The sequence below is a fragment of the Streptomyces griseoflavus genome (assembly GCF_014649995.1).
Classification (GTDB): domain Bacteria; phylum Actinomycetota; class Actinomycetes; order Streptomycetales; family Streptomycetaceae; genus Streptomyces; species Streptomyces griseoflavus.
Map to the genome: position 1 here is coordinate 107,840 of NZ_BMUC01000014.1, position 21,939 is coordinate 129,778.

Below are 21,939 nucleotides of genomic sequence, written 5' to 3' on the forward strand. Positions count from 1 at the left end.
GCTAGGGCCGCCCTTCGGTTCGGTCCGTGTCGTGTACGAGGAAGGCGAAGACCGCGGGTTCCAGGGCGTCGCGCAGCGCGGTGACGAAGGTGGCGATGCGGATGCCGCCGGCGGTGAACTCCACCCACGCCTCCCTGCGCCGGGGCAGCACGGTCAGGGGCGCTCCCGCCATGATCCCGGCCTTCTGGAGGCACTCGACGGCGCTCCACACACGCGTGGCGGCGGTGTCGGGCGCCTCACCCGTCTCCTTGGCGACCAGCCGTGCGACGGGGGCGTGTTCGCCGAGCAGCCCCTGCCACTCGGTCTCCGAGCGCATGCTGACCGCCTCGATGTCGCAGGCCACGTCCGCGCCGGAGACGGCGCTGAGCGTCACCCCGAGCCCGTGCGCCGCGGACATCGACAGGTGCCGGTCCGACGCGAGCTCCGGCCGTCCGTCGGGCCGGTGGCCGACCGTCACCGGGGCGCCCACCGCACGGGCGGCCGCGTCCGCGGTGAAGCTCCGGCGCCGGCTCACCGAACCCGGGGGCTGTCCGCCGTGCGGCTCGACGGCGACCGCGATCCGGGCGTCCAGGACCTCTTCGAGGGTGCGCTCCAGGTAGGGGCCGAGCAGCGGCGCGACCCAGGGGCCGGCCCCGTCGGTCCGGCGCACGGCGTGCAGGGTCAGTCCCTCCCAGCGTTCGACGACGGTGCCGTCCTCGTCGCGTACGGCGATGTCGTACACGTAGGTGTTGCCGTCCCGGCTGCGTTCGACGGCCGTGTACCTGAGCCGCTCCGGCACGTGGTCCCCGGAGCCGAGCGGGTGGATCCGCTCGACGCCGGAGGGCAGCAGGGTGGCGTCGGGCACGCAGACCTGGTTGCCGTGCATCAGCGCGTCGCGCATGCCCGGGTCGGCCAGCAGCAGCTGTCCGGGCAGGAACCCGGCGAACCATCCCTCGGGCGTGCGGCGCACGTCGACGTCGGCGTCGACGTGCCGGGCCGCCGCCCGGTGGAAGCGGCGCAGCCGCTGGAAGCGCGCGCCCTGGAACAGCAGCCCGCCGTACAGGTCGGCGGCCGGGTCGAGCGGGACCGGGGCGGTGCCCTCGGGCACCTGCTCGGGCGGCCCGTCCGGCGCCTCGACGCCGCCGAAGACGAGCCGGGCCCGGAAGTGCTCGGCCACGAAACCGGTGTCCTCGGCGTGCACCGCGACGTCGACCGTGTCGCGTCCGGTGACGGTGGCGGCGACCCGGATCCGGGTGCTGCCGTCGGGCGGTACGACGATGGGCCGCAGGAACTGCGCCCCCTCGATGACGGGGGTGCCGCTCCAGCCGGTCGCGGCGGTCGCGACCTGCGTCATCGCCTCCATGCCCATGACGGCGGGCAGCAGCAGGTTTCCGTCGAGCAGATGGTCGGCCAGGTAGGGGTCGGTGCCCGCGTTCAGTTCCACCTCGGTGACGAGTTCGACGCCGTGGTAGCGCACGAGCGGGTTGTCGGTGAACCGCAGCAGCGGCAGCGGCGGCAGGTCCCGGCGGACGGTGCCGATGCCCTCGGTGCGGCCGCTGATGACCGTGACGACGGGAGCGTCCGGGTCGGATATCAGCCGCAGCAGGATCTCCACGCCCTGGTCGGGCGAGACCGGGGCGATGCCCTCGCGGGCGAGGGTCTCGACGACGGAGAGCTTCTCGCCCATGCCGACGCCCGACCACACCGACCACTCCATGCACCTCGCGCGCAGCCCCGGGTGGGTGCGGGCGACCTCCTCGGTGAGGTCCGCCAGCCACTCGTTGGCGGTGGCGTAGTGGGCCTCGCCGCGCAGTCCGGCCCGGCCGATGATGCTGCCGAAGGAGACCAGCAGCTTCAGGCCGTCGGCCCCCACCGCGTCCAGGACCGTGCGCAGACCGTCGACCTTGGGGGCGAAGGTGCGGCGGAAGTCCTCCGCGTCCAGTTCGCTCAGGGGGGCCGGTTCGTTGCGGCCGGCCCCGTGCAGGACGCCGGTGATCCCGCCGAGGTTGCGCTCCAGCTCGGCGACGGCCGCCGCGACCTGTTCCGCGTCGGTGACGTCGGCGCGCGCGTAGTGCACGCGGACGCCGCCGTCGGCCATCCGGGCCAGGTTCCCGGCGAGTTCGGTGTCGGCGGCCGGGTCGGAGCGGCCGAGCACGGCCAGCTTCGCCCCGGTCCGCCGGGCGACGGCCAGGGCGCACTCGGCGGAGATGCCCTTGCCGCCCCCGGTCACCAGCAGCACGTCGGCGGCGCCCAGCGGGAGGTCGGTGGTCTCCTGCTCGACGGGCAGGGCCCGCAGGGTCGGCACGCGCCGTACGCCGTCCGTGTCGTAGTGGACCTCGGCGAACCGGTCGGTGGCGCGGACCTCGGCCACGACGCGGGCGACCGTGTCCCCGTCCAGCGGGAGCTGGACGACGGTGGTGCGCAGGTGCGGGGCCTCCTGGTGCAGGGTCTTGGCCAGGCCGGCGGCGCCGCGCCCGTCCTGCACGAGGACGAACCGTCGTTCGCGGTCCCCCGTGAGGCCGCTGCGGGCGGCGGCGAGTGCTGCGTCCACCTCCTGCCGGGTGCAGCCCCGGGGCAGGACGGTGAGGACACCGCCGCCGGCGCCGGCGCTCTCCAGCGCCGCCCTGAGGTCCTGGCACAGGGCCGGGTCGGCGGTGCCGAACAGCTCCCACGCGCCGTTCGCCCCGGCGGCCCCGGGCGACGGTGCGGCGACCTCCTCCAGGTCGACGGCGAACGGCCGGGCCCAGGGCGCGGCTCCGGCCACCGCGGCGACGCCGGTCTCCCCGGCCTCGGTCGCGCCGGTGCTGACCAGGGTGTCCAGGGCTTCGGCGAGTTCGCTGAGGCTGGCGGTGGCGAAGTTGGTCGGCATCAGGTTCGGCGCCAGGCCGAGGCGGACCGCCGCGACGTTGACGATCTGACCGACGGTGATGGAACTCAGGTGCAGGTCGTCCAGGAGCCGGCTGCCGGGGTCCACGAGTTCGGCCGGGAGTTCGGCGCGCTCCGCGACCAGTTCCCGCAGCACGTCCAGCGCTCCCTGCCGCTCCGCGGCGGGCTCTGCCTCCTTCTCCCCGGTGCCGGCGGGCGCCGTCGCCGCGGCGGCCGCGGGTGTCTGGAGGGCTGCGGGTGCCTGGGGGGTGGGGACGTCGGCCGGTGCCGCGGTCACGGCGGCCGGGCGGGGGGCCCGGGCGGCGGGCGCGATGTCGCGGGGCGCCTGCTCGCACGGGCTGGACAGGAAGGAGAACTCCTGGCCGACCTTCAGCGGCCGGATCAGCCGGTCACGGAAGAGACCCTCGAGCGCGACGGGGGCGCCCACGGCGAACGCGGCGCCCACGACGCCGAGGAGACCGCGCAGCGACTCGTCGTCGGTGTCCAGCGCGACGGCCGGTACGTCCGTCGCCGCGCGTGCCATGCCGCTGAGCACGCGGCCCGGACCGACCTCGACGAACAGGTCGGCGTGCCGGGCCGCCTCGCGCACCGCCTCGGTGAAGCGGACGGGAGCGGTGATCTGGCGGCTCAGCAGTTCCGGTATCCCGGTGTCGCGGTCCAGTTCGGTCCCGGTGACCGTGGAGACGACCCTGCCGTGGACCTGCCCGACGGCCGCGTCGGCCAGCCAGGTGCCGAACGCCTCGGCCGCCGGGGCGACCAGCGGGGAGTGGAAGGCGTGGGAGACGGGGAGCGGGGTGCAGTCCACCCCGGCCTCGGCGGCCCGTCGCCCGACCTCCCGGACCGCCTCGATAGGGCCGGCGACCACGGTCTGCGCGGGTCCGTTGTATCCGGCGACGACGGCGTCGAGGCCGGTGAGGAGTTCCTCCGCCCGCTCGGGGGCGGCGTGCAGGGACGCCATGGTGCCCGAGGCGCTGTGCCGGGCCATGGCCCCGCCGCGCACGCGCGCCGCCTCCAGCAGCGTCCGCTCGTCGAAGGCGCCCGCCCAGTGCAGGGCCGAGAGCTCGCCGAGACTGTGGCCGACGGCGACGCCGGCGTCCAGGCGCAGCGCGTCCAGGACGCGCAGTCCGGCGGCGGTGCCGGTGACGATGCGCGGCTGGGCCACCTCGGTGGCGACCATGTCGCCGGTGCTCGGCAGGCCGGCCCGGTCGAAGACGTCGGCGGCCGGGGCGAAGCGGCGGCGCAGCGCGCCTCCGCCGGTTCCCTTGCCGGAGCCCTGCCCCGGGAAGAGGTAGCCGATCCGGGCCGGTCCGGTGACCTCGCCGAGGAAGCTGCGCGCGTCGGCGGCGGTGTGGGTGTTCTCGCCGGACTCCAGCAGGCCGGCCAGGTGCCGCAGGCGCCGCTCGGCGTCCTCCGGGGAGGAGACGACGACGGCCGCGCGGTGGGCCCTGCCGCGCTGTTCGCGCTGGAGGGTGGCGGCCAGGTCGGCGACCTGGCCGTAGGAGACTCCGGCGACGAAGTCGGCGACCTCGGTGATCCGGGTGCCGAGCGCGCGGGGCGAGTCGGCGTCGAGCAGGAGCAGTTCGCAGTCCTGCGGGACGTGCGCCGGTGTGGAGTGCGGCCGGTGCGGCCGGCGCCGGGTGGCGGGTTCGTCGAGGACCACGTGGGTGTTGATGCCGCCGAAGCCCATGGCGGTGACGCCGGCCCGGCGCGGTACGTCCTCGGGCCAGGGTTCCGCCGTGCGCAGCGCCCGGAGGTTGGCGCGTTCGCCGGTGAGCAGGTCGTGCGGGTCGGTGGTGCCGATGGACGGCGGGACGGTGTGGTGGTCGACGGCGAGGACGGCCTTGATCAGGCCCGCGATCCCGGCGGCGGCCTTGGTGTGGCCGATCATGCCCTTGATGGAGGTGATGGCCGCGACGGGGACGTCCGTGCCGGCGGCGGCGCGTTCCTCGGTGAGCGCGGTGAGTTCGGTCATGTCGCCGACGGCGGTCCCGGTGCCGTGTCCCTCGAACAGGCGCACGGTCTCGATGCCGAAGCCGGCCCGCTCGTAGGCGCGTCGCAGGGCCAGCCGGTAGCCGCTGACCTCGGGCCGGGTGATGCCGCCCTGGCCGTCGGAGGAGATGCCCCAGCCGGCGATGGTGGCGTAGACGCGGTGGCCGGCCGCGAGGGCGTCCTCCTCGCGCATCAGGACCACGATCCCGCATCCCTCCCCCGGCCAGAAGCCGTTGGAGCCGCGGTCGTAGAGCTTCATCTCGCCCTTGGCGAGGGCACCGGTCTTCGCGAAGCCGATGATCTCGAACGGGTCGATCGACAGGTCCACGCCGCCGGCGACACCGACGTCGATGTCGCCGGAGAGCAGCGCGGTGCCGATCGTGGTGACCGACAGCAGGGACGAGGAGCACGCCCCGTCGACGGTGTACCCGCCGCCGCCCAGGTCGAAGTGGTTGCAGATGCGGCCCGCGATGGTGTTGGCGAGCCCTCCCGCCAGCGTGTCCTCGTCGACGGCCGGGAAGGGGTCCTTGTACGAGGTCTCGACCCCGGCGAGGAAGTCCGCGATGCGGGCGTCGTCCCAGCCGTCCTGCCCGGCGAGCGCGGAGGCCATCACCCGGCGCACGTAGGGCCAGCGCAGCCGCATGACGTTGGCGCGGGTGAACTCGCCGGTGAGCGTGTTGCCCACGACCACGCCGGTGCGTTCGCGCGGGAGTCCCTCGCCGCCGGGGAACCCGGCGTCGGCCAGGGCCCGGGTGGCGGTGTCGAGGGCGAGCCAGTGCGTCATGTCCGTGGAGCGGAAGGTGCTGCCGGGGACGCGGTGGGCGACCCGGTCGAACGCGTAGCCCTCGAGGACGGCGGCGTTGCGGGCGTAGAAGGTGTCCGGGGTGGCCGGGTCGGCGTCCCAGTAGTCGTCCAGGTTCATGCGGACGTCGGGCAGCCGGCGGAAGGCGCGCCGTCCGGCGACGGCGTTGTCCCACAGGTCCTGGGGGGAGTCGGCGTCGGGATAGCGGCAGGCCATGCCGACAACGGCGATTCTGCTCATGCTGTCACCGGCACCTTCCGTGTGGGCGCCTCGGCGGCGGGCGGGCAGGCGCAGGCGCCGGCCGGGCAGGCGCACGCGGGTGCGGTGTCCACCGGCGTGGTGTCGGCCGGGGCGGTGTTCGCGGGGGCGGTGTTCGCCGCCGCCTGTTCCACGGCGGCCAGCGCCAGGGCCTCCTCGGCGCGCCGCCTGGCCACGATGTCCGCGGTCCACAGGAAGGCGCCCCGGATGGCGCAGACGAGCGCGGTGGCGAAGAAGAGGCCGTAGGCCACGCTCATGGCGGTCAGGACGCCGTACATGGCCGCGACCCCGCCGCCGAAGGCGATCTGGCCCCACTTGGAGGAGGGGGTCGTGCCGGGGTCCGTGATCATGTAGTTGGTGAAGAGCACGAAGGCGACGCCGGACATCATCGCCAGGGCGGCCGGGACGGAGGTCCCGAACACCAGGCCGCGCACGATGGCCTGGAGGGCGAAGCCGCCGACCCAGGCGAGGATGAGCCACATGCGTTCGGTGAGCTTGGCGTTGAGCATCGTGCCGAGGGTGATGATGATCGCCGGGACGAGCCAGTCGAAGCCGCCGTCGATGTACTCGGTGAACTGGTACGGCGGTGCGATGGAGGCCCACGGGAACAGCAGCAGGATGACGGCGATGCCGAAGTTCGATGGGTTCATGACATGCCGCATGCGGCCCTTGAGCGGGGCCCTGAGCACCCACTTGGTACCGACGGCGACGATGACACCGAAGATCATGACCTCGACCACGTCGTTGACGTAGGAGAGCATGTTCACCGCGAGCGCGGTGATGTGGGCCGGCAGCAGGAACTCCATGAGGCCCTTGAAGCCGTTGCCCCGGAAGCGGGCGGCGCGGCCCTCCACCCGGGCGCCGAGCACCTCCAGGGCGATCTCCAGCGTGTAGGCGGTGGCCAGGGCGATGAAGGGCCAGGTCCAGGGCTGCTCGAAGCCGAGCACGGTGTAGCCGAAGACGTTGAGCACCGAGATCGAGATCGCGAATCTCCGCAGCGCCGTGACGACCTTCGTGTTGTGGCGCGGGGCGGCGGTCTGGGACGGGGACATGATCACTTCTCCTTGGCCTGGGTGCCGAGCTCGAAGGCGTGCCGGCCGGGCTCCATCCGCAGCTTTTGCTCGTGGACGTCGCCGTCGCGGTCGCGCCAGGTCAGCACGACGGGCAGCGGTCCGCCGACGCCCTTGCCCAGCCCGATGTGCACGTCGGTGCTGCGCTTGCCGGAGTGGCCTCCGCCGCCGTCGAGGCGGGTGACGCGCATGGTTCCGTCGGGCAGTTCGACACAGACCTCGGCGCCGACCACGGGCGCTCCGTCGGGGTGGGTCAGCGTGAGCTGGAGGGCGGAACCGGGAGTCTCGCCGACGTTGCGGAAGAAGGCCGGCTCGTCCCACTGGCGGGCGACGGCCATGTCGAGACGGCCGTCGCCGTCCACGTCGGCGGTGGCGATGCCGCGGGTCGGGATGGGCTCGCCGATGCCGAGCTTCTTCGACAGGTTGGCGTAGCGGCCGCTCTCCTCGTCCAGCGCGAAGAACCGCATCCGCTGGCTGCCGGCCAGGTCGTCGCCGACCTGGACGTTGGGCCACCACTGCGGGTTGGCGACCAGGGCGTCGTTGGCGGTGGCCAGCTCCTGGAGCTGCGGCCAGCGGTTGTTCTTGCCCTTGACGAAGCCGAGGGCCTGGGTGATCTCCAGGTTCCCGTCGTTGTCGAAGTCGCCCATCTTCACGTCCCAGCCCCAGCCGGACCAGGCGAGCCCGAGGGAGGCGGACTCGTCCTCGTAGGGTGCCTCGCGGTCCAGGAAGTCGCTGCGCAGCTCCTCCTTGCCGCCGGCCTTGCTGACGAAGGCGAAGTTGGACTCCTGGATGCCGAACGACGTCGTGATGTTGCTGACGAACATGTCGTACAGGCCGTCGTGGTTCAGGTCGCCGAAGTCGACGCCCATGCCCTTGAACGAACTGCGGCCCAGCTCCTTGGACTTGGGGACAAAGCCGGAGTGCTCGGACTTGACCTCGCGGAACCTGATCTCGCCGGGGCGGGAGACGTTGTGCAGCAGGGCCGAGGTGCCGAAGTCGTGGGCGAGGTACATCTCCGGCAGCCGGTCGCCGTCGAGGTCGGCGGCCGAGGCGCCGAGCGACCAGCCCTTGTCCAGGCCCTGGGGGATGGAGCCGTCGGTCTTCTCGTACCCGTCCGGCGTCCAGCGGAAGAAGTGACCGCCGCCGCCGTTCTGGGCGTGCGAGAGGGAGTCGTTCATGGTGACGCCGCCGTCCTTGGAGGGGTCCAGGACGGGGCTGTCGGGGAAGTAGTTGCCGATGAAGATGTCGTTGTGGCCGTCACCGTCGAAGTCGGCGACAGCGGCGGTGTTGGAGTTCCACAGCGGACCGGTGTACTTCTTGCCGGGCTTGCCCGGCAGCAGCTCGGTGGGCGTGAAGGAGTCCGCGGTCAGCGGCGCGTCCTTGGCACCCTTGTTGACGAAGATGACGGGGGTGCGCCCCCAGTAGTAGACGAGGACGTCCATCGCGCCGTCCTCGTTGTAGTCGCCGGGCATGCAGCCCATCGGCGCCATGGTCGTGCTGACGCCGAGCGGCGCCGGGTCGAGCGCGAAGGCCGCGTAGGCGTCCTTGCGCGTCGGTGCGGGAGTGACCACCGCCTGGTCGATGCGCGGGTCGTTGACGCACAGGTCGTTCGGCAGCCCGTCGCCGTCGAGGTCGTTGAGGGCGATGCCCGCGCCGACCGAGGAGATCCAGGCGTCGATGTGCTTGTAGGCCTTATTGACCTTCCGGACCTTCTGCGTCTCGAATCCGCCCGGCATGGATATCGACATCTTCTCGAATGCGAATCCTTCTGCCAGCCTGTCGACCTCGGATGCCGACGACTCGGGAAGCCGCACTCCGTAGAAGGTCCCCACCATCAGGGTCAGGGCGACAATTCCCGGTGAATTCCTGCGTACCCAGTTCTTCGTGACCGTCACTGGTCGGCACCTTTCCGGAGCAGCGAAAGAGAGGCGAGTTCGGCGGCGATGCCGCGCCGCCAGGTCTCGTAGGCCGGAGAGGCGGCCCGCGGGTCGGCCGCGGGGGGCCTCAGGTCCCGGCACACCCGGGCGGCGCGCTCGGCCGTCGTGCCGCACACGACGCGGGCCGCGAGGTGGGTGTGCTCGATGACGGTGTCCGCCTTGACCCGGGCCTCGACCGCGAACGCGGAGCCCTGCGCGAGCGCCCAGCGGTGCTCCCCGGCCCCCTCGGCGAAGCCGCGCAGCTCGTCCTCGTCCGCCCCGCCCGCGTAGGTGCAGGCGAGCCCGGCGCCCGCGTAGAGGTCGCCGTGGCGGTGCTCGGGGTAGGCGCGGATCAGGCCGGCGACGACCTCGGGGTCGGTGCCCCCGACGAACCACAGCGCCCGGCCGATGCCCTGGTCGATGGCGTTCGCCGTGTAGTGGTTGTGCCCGCCGGCCCAGCGGAAGGGGTGGCGGACCTCGGGTGTGCGGACGTAGGAGCCCGTCTTGAAGTACGCCTGGTGGAAGCCGTACCCGTCGAGGGCGAGCCAGCGCAGCAGGGGGTCGGTGGCGGTGATGTCGGGCCACAGCGGCTTGGGCAGGCGTGCCATCGCCCAGCCGATGCCGACGTAGATCATGTAGTCGTGGTGGCGGCCGCGGCCGGCCAGCAGGCCGGCCAGGCGGCCGCTGTGCCCCGGGAGCGCGTCGTGGACGACGGCGCCCATGCCCGCGCCCTCGTACGCGAAGCCCCGCACGTCCCGGGGGATCTCCTCCAGCATCTCCTCGGTCTCGCCGGCCGAGGCCGCTTCCATCGCGCAGGCGTAACCCCGGAGGAAAATCTCGCCGATTCTCTCCAGCCGTGCCTTGGCCTCCGCGTTCTTCACATGAAATCCGCGCACCTCCATGGTCGTTTCCGAAACGGGAGGTGTGAACAGCTTGCGCCGTAATGTTCCAAACCCAGTGGCCACGGTAATGACCTGCCCCTCTCAGATCTCTGGAATTTCGCCAGCAAATCAAATTGAGCCAGGGGCCGGGACGGTGCGTCTACTTCATACGTGCTCAACGGCGGGGATCACGGCGAGTCGTTCACGCACCCGGGTGCGCCAGACCTCGTAGGCGGGCACGCCGGCGTCGCGGACGACGGCGGGGGCGCAGTCGTCGGCGAGGCGTGCGGCGGCCTCGGCGGACAGCCCGGTGAACGCCCCCACGGCCGCCTCGGTGTGCCCGGGCACGAACCCCGCGTGGTGGCGTGCCTTGGCGGCGAACACCGATCCCTGCGCCAGGTGACCGAGGCCGGGGCCCGACTCCTCCCGCAGCAGGGCGAGTTCCGCCGGGGTGCCGCCGCCGGCGAAGGTGGCGGCGAGACCGACACCGCTCCACAGGTCCGCCTGCCGGTCACCGGCGAACGCCCGGACGGCCGCGGCGACGTTCCGGACGTCGCCGCCGTGGATGAACCACAGGGCGCGGCCGACCCCCTGGTCGAAGGCGCGGTGCCAGTAGGAGGGATCGCCGTCCCAGTCGTACGGGTCGTCCAGCCGCTGGCCGGTCACCCAGGTGTCGGTGTCGAAGTACGCGCGGTCGAAGCCGTAGCCGTCGACGCACAGCCAGCTCATCGCCGGGTAGTACTCGGCCCCGGACAGATCGGGGACGATCTTCTTCCAGAGCGGTCGCGGCAGCTTGGCCATGGCGAAGCCGATGCCGATGTAGTTCAGGAAGATGTGCGGCCTGCCGCCTCCGGTGAGCAGGTCACGGGTGCGGTGGCCGGAGCGGCCCATCGCGTCGCGGACGGCGCAGGCCATGGTGGCGCCCTCGTAGGCGAAACCCCGCTGCTCGGGGTCGATCAGGGCCAGGCGGCGTTCGGTGGTGGCGAGGTCCCGGTCCTCGATGCCCCATTCGAAGCCGGTGACGACGGCCTGCGGAACGGCTTCCAGCCTCCGCGTCCGCTCGCCGTCCGGCACCGTGAAGCCCCGGCCGGAGAAGCTCACTTCGCGCAGTGACGGCGCCAGGGCCAGCCTGCGCAGCGTTCCCAGTACGGGCATGGGCGTGCCTCCTCCCTACGGGCCGCTCCGCCGGCGGCCGGTGAGCCATCGTGGGCGGTCCGGCCGGCACGGGGCATCTCCGGCCGTGCCCTCCACCGCGTTCAGCGGATGCGGCGCACCTGGACCTCCTCGTCGTGCACGGCGCGGCCGCACTCGGCACAGCGCAGTTCCGCGCGGACCGGGCTCTCGCAGCCGACGTGGTCCGCGCGGCGGGGCGGTCCGAGTTCGTGCGGCAGGTTGCGGTCGCCCCACTGCATCAGGGCGAGGACGGCGCAGGTGAGGTCCTTGCCCGCCGGGGTGAGCCGGTACTCGTACCGGACGGGCTTGTCCTGGTAGGGGACGCGCTCCATGACACCGTGCTCGACCAGCCGGGTCAGGCGGTTGGTCAGCACGTTCCTGGCGATGTCGAGGTTCTCGAGGAAGCCCTCGAAGCGCCTGGTCCCGAGCAGCGCCGTGCGGATGATCAGCAGCGTCCAGCGCTCCCCGATCACCTCGAGCGTCCGGGCGAGGTTGCAGTCCTGCCCGTCATACGTATGTTTCAGCATCTGATCACACCGATAGGGGTGGCTGTCCGGCTCTTCCGGCGGCGGGCCACGGCGCTCACACCGCGGCCAGGAGACGGCGTTCGGGCGCCGGGACCGGCAGACGGCGTTCGGGGGCGGCCGGGAGGGCGGCCGGCCGGGTGAGCCGGTCGTAGGCGTAGGCGGCCGAGACGAGCGTCATGTGGTGGTGCCAGCCCGGATAGGACCGGCCCTCGAAGTCGAGCAGCCCGAAGCCGTCCCTCATCTCGCGCACGGCGTGTGCCGCCTGCGGCAGCAGCCGCGCGAGGGCGAGCACGGACTCGGTGCGGGCGTGGGTGAGGCTGGTGAGCCAGAGCTGGGCCGGGCGGCGTTCGCCGTCCGGCCGCACGGCCAGCAGCCGGTAGGTGCGGTGGGCGTGGGCGCCCGTGGAGCCCTGGCCCGGCAGCCGCACGAAGCCGGTGACGACCGTCATGGGGCGGCCGTCACCGCCGCGGACGGTCACCGTCTCGGTGTGGGCGGCCGGCATGCCACCGCTCTCCCCCAGGAGACTGCCCGCCGCGAGGACCAGGCCGTGGCCGTCACCGCCGTGCGCGCGCTGCATCCGCAGATGCCGGCCGACCATCACATGCAGGTTGCCGGGCACCGGGACGACGAAGTCGCGCCCGCGCAGGGCGAGTCCGTGCAGCAGGGTCCGGACGCCGAAGCCGGCGGCCGGGTCCAGGCTGCAGACCACCGGGAGGGGGGCGGTCCCCGCGCCCTCGGCGAGGGCGTCGATCAGGTCGAGGGCGTGCTGTTCCGCGGTGCGCAGTCCGGCGTCGGCCGGTATCCGGGCCCGCCGGCGGCGCTCGGGGTCCTTGACCCAGGAACCCGGCAGGAGCAGGCGCCAGTCGACCGGCACGGCCGCACCCGCCGAGGCGAGGAAGGCACCGACGCCGACCTGGCAGGTGACCGACCGCCCGGTGGAGGGGATGAACCGGCGGTGCACTCCGCAGGAGTGCTCCCCCCGCTTGCGCAGCACGGCCTGGTCGACCACCCAGGCCCGGGGGGTCACCTGCCGCTCCACCCACCTGGCGAGCTCCGCCCGGACCGGATTCCAGTCCCAGGGGCTGGCGTTGACGAACTGGTGGAGGGACTGGGAGGTGGCGGGCGAGGACGAGATCGTCGCGGCGAGCCGGCGGACCGACTTCTTGCCCGGCGTGGTGAGCAGCCCCTGCACGTAGGCGTGCGCCCACCGGCGCTGGTCGGCACGCGGCAGCCCTTCGAACATCTGCTCAGTGAAGACCGGTATCGAGGTGCTCCCGTTCGTCAACGCTCGTCCAGCCATGGCAAGTTCCCTCCCCTGGGATCGGTCCGCGGCTGCCGACCGCGCTAAAATAATAGCGAACAACCTCTTTTTTTCTCGACTCCGGGGAGTTGCCGTATGCACTTCGCCAAGTTGACCGGTCCGCCGCGCTGTGACCGGCACGTTCGCCCCCCGGGCTCGCCCGTCGCCGCACGCCGAGGGCCCGCACGGGGGCCGGCCGTACGGGGGAGGCCGGCACGGACCGGGCCGCCGGACCGCTGCCCGCGGCCCGTGTCCGGGAGCAGGATCAGGGAGGCGGCATGGTGAAGCAGGAGAGGGCCGTGCGGACCCGCGCGGCCGTGGTCGCGGCGGCTTCCGCGGAGTTCGCCCGCGCCGGGTACGACGGCACGTCGCTGTCCCGGATCAGCCGGCTGGCCGGCATGTCGGTCGGGGCGCTGACCTTCCACTTCCGGACCAAGCGGGAACTGGCCGACGCGGTCCAGGAGGAGGGACGTTCCGTGACGCTGGCCGCGCTGGACGTGCTGAGCCCCCGGGGCCGCCCGGCGCTGCTTCAGGTGGTCGAACTGACCCTGGAACTGGCCCGGTTGATGGAGGAGGAGTCCGCGGTCCGGGCCGCGATCCGGCTGGGCAGGGAGCGCCCCGGTACGGTCTCCTGGTCGCGGGCCTGGCTTCCGGCGGTGCACGGACTCCTCGACGAGGCCTACGCGGCCGGGCAGTTGCGGGAGAGCGCGCGGACCGCCGACGTGGTGACCCTGGTGGAGCACCTGACCGACAGCGCCGAGGTGTACCTGCGCGGCAGGGGCGCGGACGAGTCGGAGCTGGGGAACGCCGTCGCGCGGCTGCGGCTCATCTGGAAGCTCGTCCTCACCGGGGTGTCGGCCGGCGGCGTCTGCCCGGGGCAGCCCGCACTGCTCGTCCTGGAATCCGACGCCCCGTCACCGGCGTCACGTCCCGCCGCCCCCGAACCCACCGCCTGACGCCACACGAACCCCACGGCCCGCCGGAGCCGCCGACGCCGGCCCGCCCCCTCGCCCGGGCCCGGACGGTGTACGGGCAAGCGCGGCTCCCGGATGCCCGAGGACCAGGGCGCGACCGGCTGCGACGACATCCCCGGGACCCCGCCGGCCACACGGGCGGCAACGGCCTGCCGCGGTTCCTGCGCGCGCGTGACGTACCTACGGCCGCCGCTGGGAGAAGCGCCCGCCCCCGCGCGTACGGCCGCCGCAGGAGAACTGCCCGCCCCCGCGCGCACGGCCGCCGCCGGAGAGCCGCCCGACCCCATACGTACGGCCGCCCGCCCGGAGGGCGCCCGCCCCCGGCCTCAGCTGCCCACCACCGACCGGTACCAGGGAGCGGCGTCGTCCACCCATGCCAGCGGCGACGGCTCCACGGCGCATCCGGCGACCTGCCAGACCTCGTCACTGCGGTACCAGTGATCGGTGGCGACCAGGGCGAACTGCCGCTCACTCACGGGGATCCGCGCCGCTCTCAGCCCGTCCAGGCACTCCGTCCAGGGCAGGTCCGCCGTCACGGACGGCAGCACGTCGCGCCGCGCCAGCGCGCACAGCAGATCGCCCACCCGCACCGGCCGGGGGTGACTCGCGTGGTGGACGGCGCGGCCCCCGCCCGCCCCGGGGGCGAGCCCGAGCCGGACGACGAGCCGCGCCAGGTCGTGCACGGCCACGACGGACACCCGGCCCCGACCGCCCTCCCACCGCGCCGGAACGGCACGCAGGCACTGGGCCAGCAGCGGCACGACCCAGCGGTCCCCCCGTCCGAGCACCAGCCCCGGACGCAACACCGTCGCGCCCGCGGCCAGGGCGAAGCCCTCCCCGGCGAGCCGGGTGCGGCTGGCCGGGGAGACGGGTGCGGGAGCGACCTCGTCCACCCCGATCCCCCGGTGCGGGCCGGGGCCGTACACCGCCGCCGTCGAGAGGTGGACGACGCGGCGCACCCCGGCCCGGGCCGCCTCCCGCATCAACGCGGCCGTCCCGTCGACGTTGACCGCGGCGCACGCGGACTCGTCCGGGCTGATGACGGCGGCCATGTGGAGGAGCACATCGGCGTCCTCGCACACGCCGCGCAGGGTCCGCGGCCGTGCCAGGTCCGCCGGGACCCACTCGTCGTCCGGCCCGGTGCCCTCCGGCCGGCGCCTGCCGACCACCCGGACGACGAGGCGCTCCCCCTCGCCCGGGTCCACCGGACTTTGCCGGGCGGCCAGTGCGCGCAGCACCGCCGAACCGATGAATCCGGTGGCACCGGTCAGCACCACGCGTGGTCTCACGCGGCCATCCGCTGGGCGTCCGCCGGGAACGAGAGCCTGGCCCTGGCCTGCGGGGTGGCGACGGCGGGCAGCAGGTAACGCCACATCGAGACGATCCGCTCCGGCAGGTCGGCACGCCCGCTGGAGATGTTGGAGAACACCTGGATGCCGCTGTAGGCGCCCACGAGGACGTTGGCGAACTCGGCCTCGTCCACGTCGGCCTGCAGTTCTCCCAGCTCGCTCGCCTCGTTCAGCAGGGCGCGGAACTCGGTCACCCACTCCTGGTACGCCGTGTCGTCGTGCCCTCCGAACTCGCCCTGCTCCACGGCGAGTCGCACGCTGGCCCGGAACAGCACGTTGTTCTGGAGCTCGCGGGCGAGGAAGAAGGTGAGGTCGACCAGCTTCTGCAGGCCGTTCGTGCCCCCGGAGAAGTTCACGAACTCCTGCTGGTGGGCCAGTACGGCCTGGGCCAGGCTTCTCTTGGACTTGAAGTGGAAGTACATCCCGCCCTGGGTGACCTGAGCGCGGTCCATGATCTTGCTGATGCTGGCTCCGCTGTAACCGCACTCGTCGAAGATCTCCGCGGCCGCGTACAGGATCAATTCCCGGGTCCTCACTGCCCGTTCCTGCTTCGGCTCAGCCATCTCTGTGCCTCGATCACTCTCGACAAAAAAAACGAACGCCCCTATTTTACAGGTCAACGCTCCGGGCCGGTAGGCAGGGAGCGTCCACTCACGCTGGGGGGATAAGTCATGCTCGTCACCGCGGAGAACCCTGCTGCTGCAAGACCGCTCCTGACCACCACCGTCGCCAAGGAGTACGTGCACCGGGCGGCCCTGGCGGAGGTCTTCCTCACCGGGTGGGCGAAGACAGGACCGGCTTCGTTCCGGGTGAGCGCCCAGTGGCCGCGCAGCCACAGCTTCTACGAGTGCGAGAACGGTCTCTACGACCCGCTGCTGCTCTGCGAGACCGTGCGCCAGACGTTCCCGCTGCTGACGCACGTCGCCTACGACGTCCCCCTGGGGCACCAACTGAGCTGGTCCCGCTTCCAGTACGCGGTCAATCCCGAAGCGATGCGGCTCGAGCGGAACCCGGCCGAGCTCGAACTGCACGTGACGTGCTCGGACGTCCGCGTCATCCGGTCGCTGCCCGCTTCGATGTCCATGCACATCGAAGCGGTGCGCGACGGCACCACCCTCGCCGTGGCGCACACGCGCTTCGGCTGTCACACCCCCGCCGTCTACCGCCGGCTGCGGGCCGGGCGGGCCGGTGAGGGCGCCTTCGTGAACGCGCCGCTGCCCTCCCCGCCGGTCGAGCGGACCGCGGTGAACCGGCACCGGCTGCGGGACATCGTCCTGTCCCCGGCGTCACGGCACGGACGCTGGCAGCTGCGCGTCGACACCACGCACCCGGTGCTCTTCGACCACGCCGTCGACCACGTGCCCGGGATGCTGCTGCTGGAGTCGGTACGCCAGGCGGCGCACGCCCTGCAGCCCTTCTCCCCCGGCATGATGCCGGCGTCGATGGACGCGACGTTCCGCAAGTACGTCGAGTTCGACGAGCCCTGCTGGATCGAGGCCGACCCGGTCGCCGACCCGGTCACGGAGACCGTACGCGCCGGCGACGGACGCCGGACCGTACGCGTCACCGCGATGCAGGGAGACGGACTGGCCTTCTCCGCGACGACCGAGATGGTCGACACCGTGCCGTAGGAAACGGCGACGGCCCGCCTCCGGGCGGGCCGTTCGCGGGTCCACCGCCGTCGCGCGGGAGTGCGGAACACATGAACTCAAGGGCTGGACCCAGTGTGCCACCACTGGGCTCACAGCCATGCGTCGAGCCGGTCGTCCGACGGACGAAGGCCCCTCCGGATGCCACTCCACCGGGGCCCTCATCGGTTCCGACCGAACCTGAAGCCGCGCAGACGGCTTCGTCATGCCCCCTCACCAGGAGACGCCTTCATCATGGTGCAAAGCTGCGTCGTTGACCAGCCCTGTCATCCCTCGTCCACGACTACGCCACCTTTCGGGCAACTTTCCACCCCACACGGGCGCGGACCCGCCCTGATGTCCGGTGCCCTGCCGCCCCCGGGTGCGCACGCGCGGCAGCGGGTCAAGGTCCCCATGCGGCTGGTGGAGTCACCCCACTACTCCGACGCGGCGCTCAGCGTCTACGTGAAGGTGAAGGCGCTGGCACAGCGTCCCGAGGGATGCACGGCCGGGATCGCCACGCTCGCCTCGTACCTGCGCCTGTCCGAGTCGACCGTGCAACGCGGCCTGGCCCAGCTCCGCGCGGCCGGTCACGACGGCGTCGTGGAGTTACCGGAGAGCCGGCGCAGGTCCCTCCCGGGCGGCTACGGGACGACGGCCCGGAGGAGGGTCAGGCCGATGGCTCCGACGGAACGATTCGTCTGGCTGCCGGTGACCGCCAGCGAGTGCCTCCGCCCGCGCCTGCTGCGGGCCTTCGCCGTGATCACCCACGCCGTCGCCCTGAAGTACCCGCTGACCTCCCGGGTGCTCGCCCAGGTTCTCCGCCATCACTCGGGACGCCGGGCCGGCCTGCCCCTCACCGCGAGCGCGGTCACCCGTATCGTCGACGAACTCGACGCGTCGGGCTGGATCACCGTCCACCACCGGGCCGGCGAGCACGGGCGGCACCTGTTCGTGGTCCACGACGGCCGTACCGCCGCCGGCCGCGCGCCGCACGCACTGCCGGTGCGGACCGGCTTCCTTGATGACCAATCAGGTGCCCGGGTTGGTGAAGGGTCGCTCGCGTACAAGGAAGACCGGAGTACTGACCGACCCGATGACGAACCCGCCCGCCCCTCACCCGCCGTAGGCGAGAGACAGGTGGACGAGGAGGCAGCTGCCGCGGTCCCGCCCCTGCCGGTACCGGGCCGCGGCGATCGCGCGCTGCGCGCGGACGGCCCCGCTCCCTCACCCGCCGACGGCAGCCGGACGGACCGTCCCTACACGGGCCCCCGACTGACCTTCAGCCCCCGGCTCCACGCGGCACTGGAACCCGTGCGCTTCCTCGTCGGGGACCTGAACGCCTATCTGCAACGGCGCCTGGGGCGGGAGGTGGCCCGCCAGCTCGACGCCGGTACGGGCGTGGAACGCCTGCGCAGCCGCCTCACCCAGCGGCTCGCCGGAACCCTCGTCGAGGACATCCGTGATCCCGGGCGCTGGCTGCTCGGGGTGGCCCTGCCCCGCTGGGGGTGCGCCGACCCGGACTGCGAGACGGGCGTCCTCTGGTCGACCGGCCGCAGGTGCCGTGCCTGTCAGGAGGCGGCAGCGGACCGGCGCCCGATGCCGTGCGACGAGGGGAGCGCTCCCGCACCGCCACCGCTCCCGCAGGCCCCACCGGGCGGTGCCGCCGTCGACCGGCAGCACCGCCTCCGGCGGCCGGCACCGCGCGCGGACCTCCCCGACCCCACCCCACCACGGGCGGCGGGGCCCGTGGTGGTGGACCGCTGCCGAGGCCGGGGCGGAACCTGCTCCCGGCAGGCCCCCTACGGCCTGTGCTGGCGGTGCCGGGTGGAGGCGGCCAGCACCGCGCCGGCGGAGTGGTGACCGACGCGAGCCAGGTGCCGACGCCGTCGTCACTCCCTCGCTGCGGCCCCGACCGGCTGCTGAGCGGCGCCGACCGGCTGACCGACGGCCGGCGTGGGCTGTTCGGTGACCGCCCGGTGTTCCGTGCCGGGGAGGGGCAGGACGTCGCCGTCCGGCTCCAGGTCGTAGGCCGCCTTGACGCTGCGCTTCTCCCGCCACAGGTGGAAGATCGCCATGCCCAGGATGGCCGTTCCGACGAGGTTGGCGACGAAGTGCCACCAGACCCGGTACGTGGTCAGCGCGACGCCGGGGTCGATCGCGCCGAACCAGGTGGACAGACCGATGGCCCGGCTGGCACCCAGCGCAACGGACACGGTCAGGACCAGGTGCTCCACCCCGTGGATGCCCTGCATCCACACGCCCATCCGCGCCCACTTGCGGGACTGCAGCTGACTGCTGACCCGGCGGGTGATCAGCATGATGCCGACCAGGCCGGCGAGGAAGATGAGGTTGCCCGTGAGGTGGAGGATCTCCATGCCGAGCGAGGGCTTGGTCGAGTCGACCTGACCCATTCCCCTGGCGAAGCTGTTGGCCCAGGGAGTCATCCACGCGTTGGAGTACGGGTGGGCGATCCAGTAGATGGCCTGGGCGATGTGTTCTTGGAAGTGGCCGATCTGCCCGACGACGCCCACACCGATCAGCCCCACCGCCGTCCGGTACAGCCACGGCCGCACCGGCCCCCGGTTCGCGTAGGCGAGGACGACGACCGCCGCCCACATCGCCACGGTCAGTCCGATGAAGAAAACTGCACCCAGGGTGTCCACGGTGGACACGGAGTTGCCCATCTCGTGCATTTCGTGCATTCCGGGTTTGTGATCCATGAGCGCTCCTTCGGTGGCTCCGGATACGGGACGGCCCGCACGACTGGCGGCGCCGACCAGCACGCTAGAAATCCCCGTTCCTGGTTCACCACTTCCGGGTTGCGGAGCTCCAGCTGCACGAGCTCACGAGGCCAACGGTCCTTCAATGACCGGAGCCGGGGTAGTCCCGCCGATTATCACGGCGTGATAATCGGCGGCCGCCGTCGACCGTCAGGGACATCGCGCGCTCAGTCGACACGCAGCGTCCCCAGGGCCACACCTCATGTCCGTTGCGTCAAGGAGATGCGTTCCCTGCAGCCAGAGCATGTGTGCCCACCGGGAGAGCGGTGTCGTCGCATCGCTGCGACTCGGGCAGTGTGTGGACGAGGAGCACCGTCGTGCGGGCGTCAGGAGTCCGGGCGGTAGAGAGACCACAACCCCGGTGCTCCTCGACGCGAACGGTGCACGCCACGACGATACGGATGCGCGTCGAGGAGTGCCGGGGGCGGCGGGGTCCAGGGGCCGGCAAGGCCCCTGGTACCACCGGCGCTCACTGACGACGTTTTTGGCGAGGACGCCGAGCAGATGACCCTGACGATCAGCCCTCGAGGGCCTTCCGAGACGCCCACCCGCACTTATAAAGAATAGAGAGGCTCACGTTTCCGCAGGTCAGAGGCCCTGACAGAGGATCAGAACATGACTCCCACGTCAATTTGAGCGCACGTAACTTGCGCGGGGAGTCAAGGTGCCCCGTGTTGGTTGCGACCTAGATGCGCAATCCTGCGACGGGTGTCGGAACCCTCGTCAACATGACTCCGAAGTCATGTTCGACGCGCCCAACGCGCAGATAGGTCGCGTCGTTGCTATCCATATGCGCAATCACTACTGTGCTCCGCGTCTAGGTTTCGATCTTGAGGAGCGCGTAGCGTCATGACTGCCCAGCCTCAAGGGGACCCTCGTCGGGTCCCCGGCTCGTCCCCGCCTCGTGCGCCGAGCCCGAGCAGCCCGTACGCGGGCACGCTCGGTCCACGGAGAAATCTTGTCGAGTTGCCTGTCGGCCACACGGCAGAGGTCAAACCCCCGGTTACCGCGGGCGACTTCGTCGGCAAGTACTTCGCCCAGGACAGCCTGGAGTTCCTGCGCTGGGCCGCCAGGTACTTCAGGGGCGACAATGTGACCCTGTGCGTCCTGCTGTACATGATGGGAAGTCAGGAAGTGGGAGGGGCTGTCGAGCTCAAGCAGACCCAGATCGCTGCCGAGCTGGACATGGATCCCGCTCAGGTGTCACGGGCGCAGTCCAAGCTGAAGCGGCTGGGGCTCGCCTACTCGCCGAAGAAGGGGTCGATCCAGCTCCAGCCCGCGGTGACCCTTCGTGGCGGCTACCGACAGATCAGCAAGCCCGTACGAGGGTCAGTGGCCAAGAGTGTCAAGGTCCAGGTGGAACAGCTGAGCCTTCTGAATGAGCTCGTGCTTGATCCCGACGTTCCAGAAGAGTTCAGGGGTATGGCCCTTCCAGGTGCGAAGCTGCCTGAACCGTCGTCAAGGACGCACAAGCGGAAGCGTGCGGAGAAGAAGCCGGAGGCGTGAGGATGAGGACTGCAGCGTCTGCGAACCCGGAGCCGCCGGAGCTGACATACGGCACCTTCAACGGCTTCGCCTACATGCCCGCGATGCCGGGAATCGCCTACCGAGTGCTGTTCCGGCTCCTGGGGACCCAGGAGCCGGGAGGGCGTTGCCTGGTCACCGAAGAGGAGCTGGCCGAAGCCCTCGAGGTGCACCGCTCCATGGTGGGTCGGGGACTGCAGGCCCTGATCCTCGCCAAGCTGGTGTTCCGTCAGGCCAAGGGCATCTACCTGCTCAACCCGATGATCAGTGGCGCACGCAGTGTCACTGAGCACCTGGAGGCCATCGGGACACTCGATCCTGCGGATCGTCTCGACGTCGACGACTACCAGGAGCGCTACGAAGCCTCCGTCGCTCAGGCCGAGCAGGAGAAGAAGGAGAAGCGCCTGGGCCGCAGGAGTTCGCCCGGCTGCTCGAAGCCGGCCAAGGCTGCCGCTCCCGAGGGAACCGCGGACGTACTGAGCCTTTCGACGGCCCGCGGCCGGTCCCGGCGGAGGCCGCCCCGTTCGTGACACGGTCGGCACACCATTGAGGCCCCCGCCGGAGCGGGGGCCTCAATGTGTCTAGGTTTCGGAATACACCTTACCTCTCCACTCGCCTCGGCACCACAGAGGATCTTGACGTCGACGTCAATCAGGCGCCTCTCGAGGGCGGGTCAGCAGTATCACGCCGTGATAATCCGGCGGTCCCTCTCCGGTCGCCCAGAAGACGCCTGCGCGCATGTGGTGCGTCAGGTTTTCGAGGACCGTGTCCAGCCTGGGACTGCACAGGCGCGGCGACGTCGGACGGTGATTATCACGGCGTGATAATCCCGTTGGGGCGTGCCATGGGGTGAAATCGCGTCAGAACCTGCAAACCGGGTGCCATTCCACCGCCAAGAGT

At 72.0% G+C, this 21,939-nt stretch carries 15 protein-coding genes; 5 read left to right on the top strand and 10 right to left on the bottom strand.

What is annotated here, in order from left to right:
• Window position 1: 1 nt before the first annotated feature.
• From IE172_RS26215 to IE172_RS26245, 7 genes are all read right to left on the bottom strand, one after another.
• Window positions 2–5,896: a type I polyketide synthase gene (locus IE172_RS26215; RefSeq protein ID WP_190099780.1), complete on the bottom strand. Its 5,895-nt coding sequence runs from the start codon at window positions 5,894–5,896 to the stop codon at window positions 2–4.
• Complete coding sequence (locus IE172_RS26220; RefSeq protein ID WP_190099781.1) at window positions 5,893–6,966, bottom strand: enediyne biosynthesis protein; 1,074 nt, start codon at window positions 6,964–6,966, stop codon at window positions 5,893–5,895. The genes IE172_RS26215 and IE172_RS26220 overlap by 4 nt, the downstream gene beginning before the upstream one ends.
• Window positions 6,967–6,968: 2 nt before the next feature.
• Window positions 6,969–8,819: a CRTAC1 family protein gene (locus IE172_RS26225; RefSeq protein ID WP_190099853.1), complete on the bottom strand. Its 1,851-nt coding sequence runs from the start codon at window positions 8,817–8,819 to the stop codon at window positions 6,969–6,971.
• A 56-nt stretch (window positions 8,820–8,875) separates the two neighbouring features.
• On the bottom strand, window positions 8,876–9,865 hold the full coding sequence (locus tag IE172_RS26230; protein ID WP_190099782.1) for a DUF1702 family protein: 990 nt from the start codon (window positions 9,863–9,865) through the stop codon (window positions 8,876–8,878).
• Between the two features lie 81 nt (window positions 9,866–9,946).
• On the bottom strand, window positions 9,947–10,936 hold the full coding sequence (locus tag IE172_RS26235; protein WP_190099783.1) for a DUF1702 family protein: 990 nt from the start codon (window positions 10,934–10,936) through the stop codon (window positions 9,947–9,949).
• A gap of 101 nt (window positions 10,937–11,037) precedes the next feature.
• Complete coding sequence (locus IE172_RS26240) at window positions 11,038–11,481, bottom strand: winged helix-turn-helix transcriptional regulator (protein ID WP_190099784.1); 444 nt, start codon at window positions 11,479–11,481, stop codon at window positions 11,038–11,040.
• A gap of 55 nt (window positions 11,482–11,536) precedes the next feature.
• Entirely contained in the window at window positions 11,537–12,781 is a 1,245-nt protein-coding gene (locus IE172_RS26245) for an IS701 family transposase (protein WP_190099785.1), read from the bottom strand.
• Between the two features lie 278 nt (window positions 12,782–13,059).
• On the opposite strand from IE172_RS26245, the gene IE172_RS26250 reads away from it, so the two are divergent.
• A complete protein-coding gene (locus IE172_RS26250; protein ID WP_229886401.1) occupies window positions 13,060–13,737 on the top strand; it encodes a TetR family transcriptional regulator in 678 nt (225 codons plus the stop codon).
• Between the two features lie 344 nt (window positions 13,738–14,081).
• On the opposite strand, the gene IE172_RS26255 is transcribed toward IE172_RS26250, so the two are convergent.
• Both IE172_RS26255 and IE172_RS26260 read right to left on the bottom strand, forming a co-directional pair.
• Entirely contained in the window at window positions 14,082–15,044 is a 963-nt protein-coding gene (locus tag IE172_RS26255; RefSeq protein ID WP_190099786.1) for an NAD-dependent epimerase/dehydratase family protein, read from the bottom strand.
• Window positions 15,041–15,640 carry a ScbR family autoregulator-binding transcription factor gene (locus IE172_RS26260; protein WP_306432817.1) on the bottom strand — a complete coding sequence of 200 codons (600 nt, stop codon included), beginning with the start codon at window positions 15,638–15,640 and terminating at the stop codon, window positions 15,041–15,043. The genes IE172_RS26255 and IE172_RS26260 overlap by 4 nt, the downstream gene beginning before the upstream one ends.
• A 135-nt stretch (window positions 15,641–15,775) precedes the next feature.
• Between IE172_RS26260 and IE172_RS26265 the strand changes: the two genes are divergently transcribed.
• On the top strand, window positions 15,776–16,735 hold the full coding sequence (locus IE172_RS26265; protein ID WP_190099788.1) for a ScbA/BarX family gamma-butyrolactone biosynthesis protein: 960 nt from the start codon (window positions 15,776–15,778) through the stop codon (window positions 16,733–16,735).
• 354 nt (window positions 16,736–17,089) lie between these two features.
• Complete coding sequence (locus tag IE172_RS35180) at window positions 17,090–18,595, top strand: helix-turn-helix domain-containing protein (RefSeq protein WP_190099789.1); 1,506 nt, start codon at window positions 17,090–17,092, stop codon at window positions 18,593–18,595.
• Between the two features lie 29 nt (window positions 18,596–18,624).
• Here IE172_RS35180 and IE172_RS26275 read toward each other — a convergent pair whose 3' ends face one another.
• Window positions 18,625–19,455 carry a DUF6008 family protein gene (locus IE172_RS26275; RefSeq protein ID WP_228969424.1) on the bottom strand — a complete coding sequence of 277 codons (831 nt, stop codon included), beginning with the start codon at window positions 19,453–19,455 and terminating at the stop codon, window positions 18,625–18,627.
• A 1,026-nt stretch (window positions 19,456–20,481) separates the two neighbouring features.
• On the opposite strand from IE172_RS26275, the gene IE172_RS26280 reads away from it, so the two are divergent.
• Together IE172_RS26280 and IE172_RS26285 are read left to right on the top strand one after the other, a co-directional pair.
• Window positions 20,482–21,021: a hypothetical protein gene (locus tag IE172_RS26280; RefSeq protein WP_229886403.1), complete on the top strand. Its 540-nt coding sequence runs from the start codon at window positions 20,482–20,484 to the stop codon at window positions 21,019–21,021.
• A gap of 2 nt (window positions 21,022–21,023) precedes the next feature.
• The gene (locus IE172_RS26285) at window positions 21,024–21,569 is read left to right on the top strand and encodes a hypothetical protein (protein WP_190099791.1); all 546 of its coding nucleotides are present in this window, start codon (window positions 21,024–21,026) and stop codon (window positions 21,567–21,569) included.
• Window positions 21,570–21,939 lie beyond the last annotated feature (370 nt).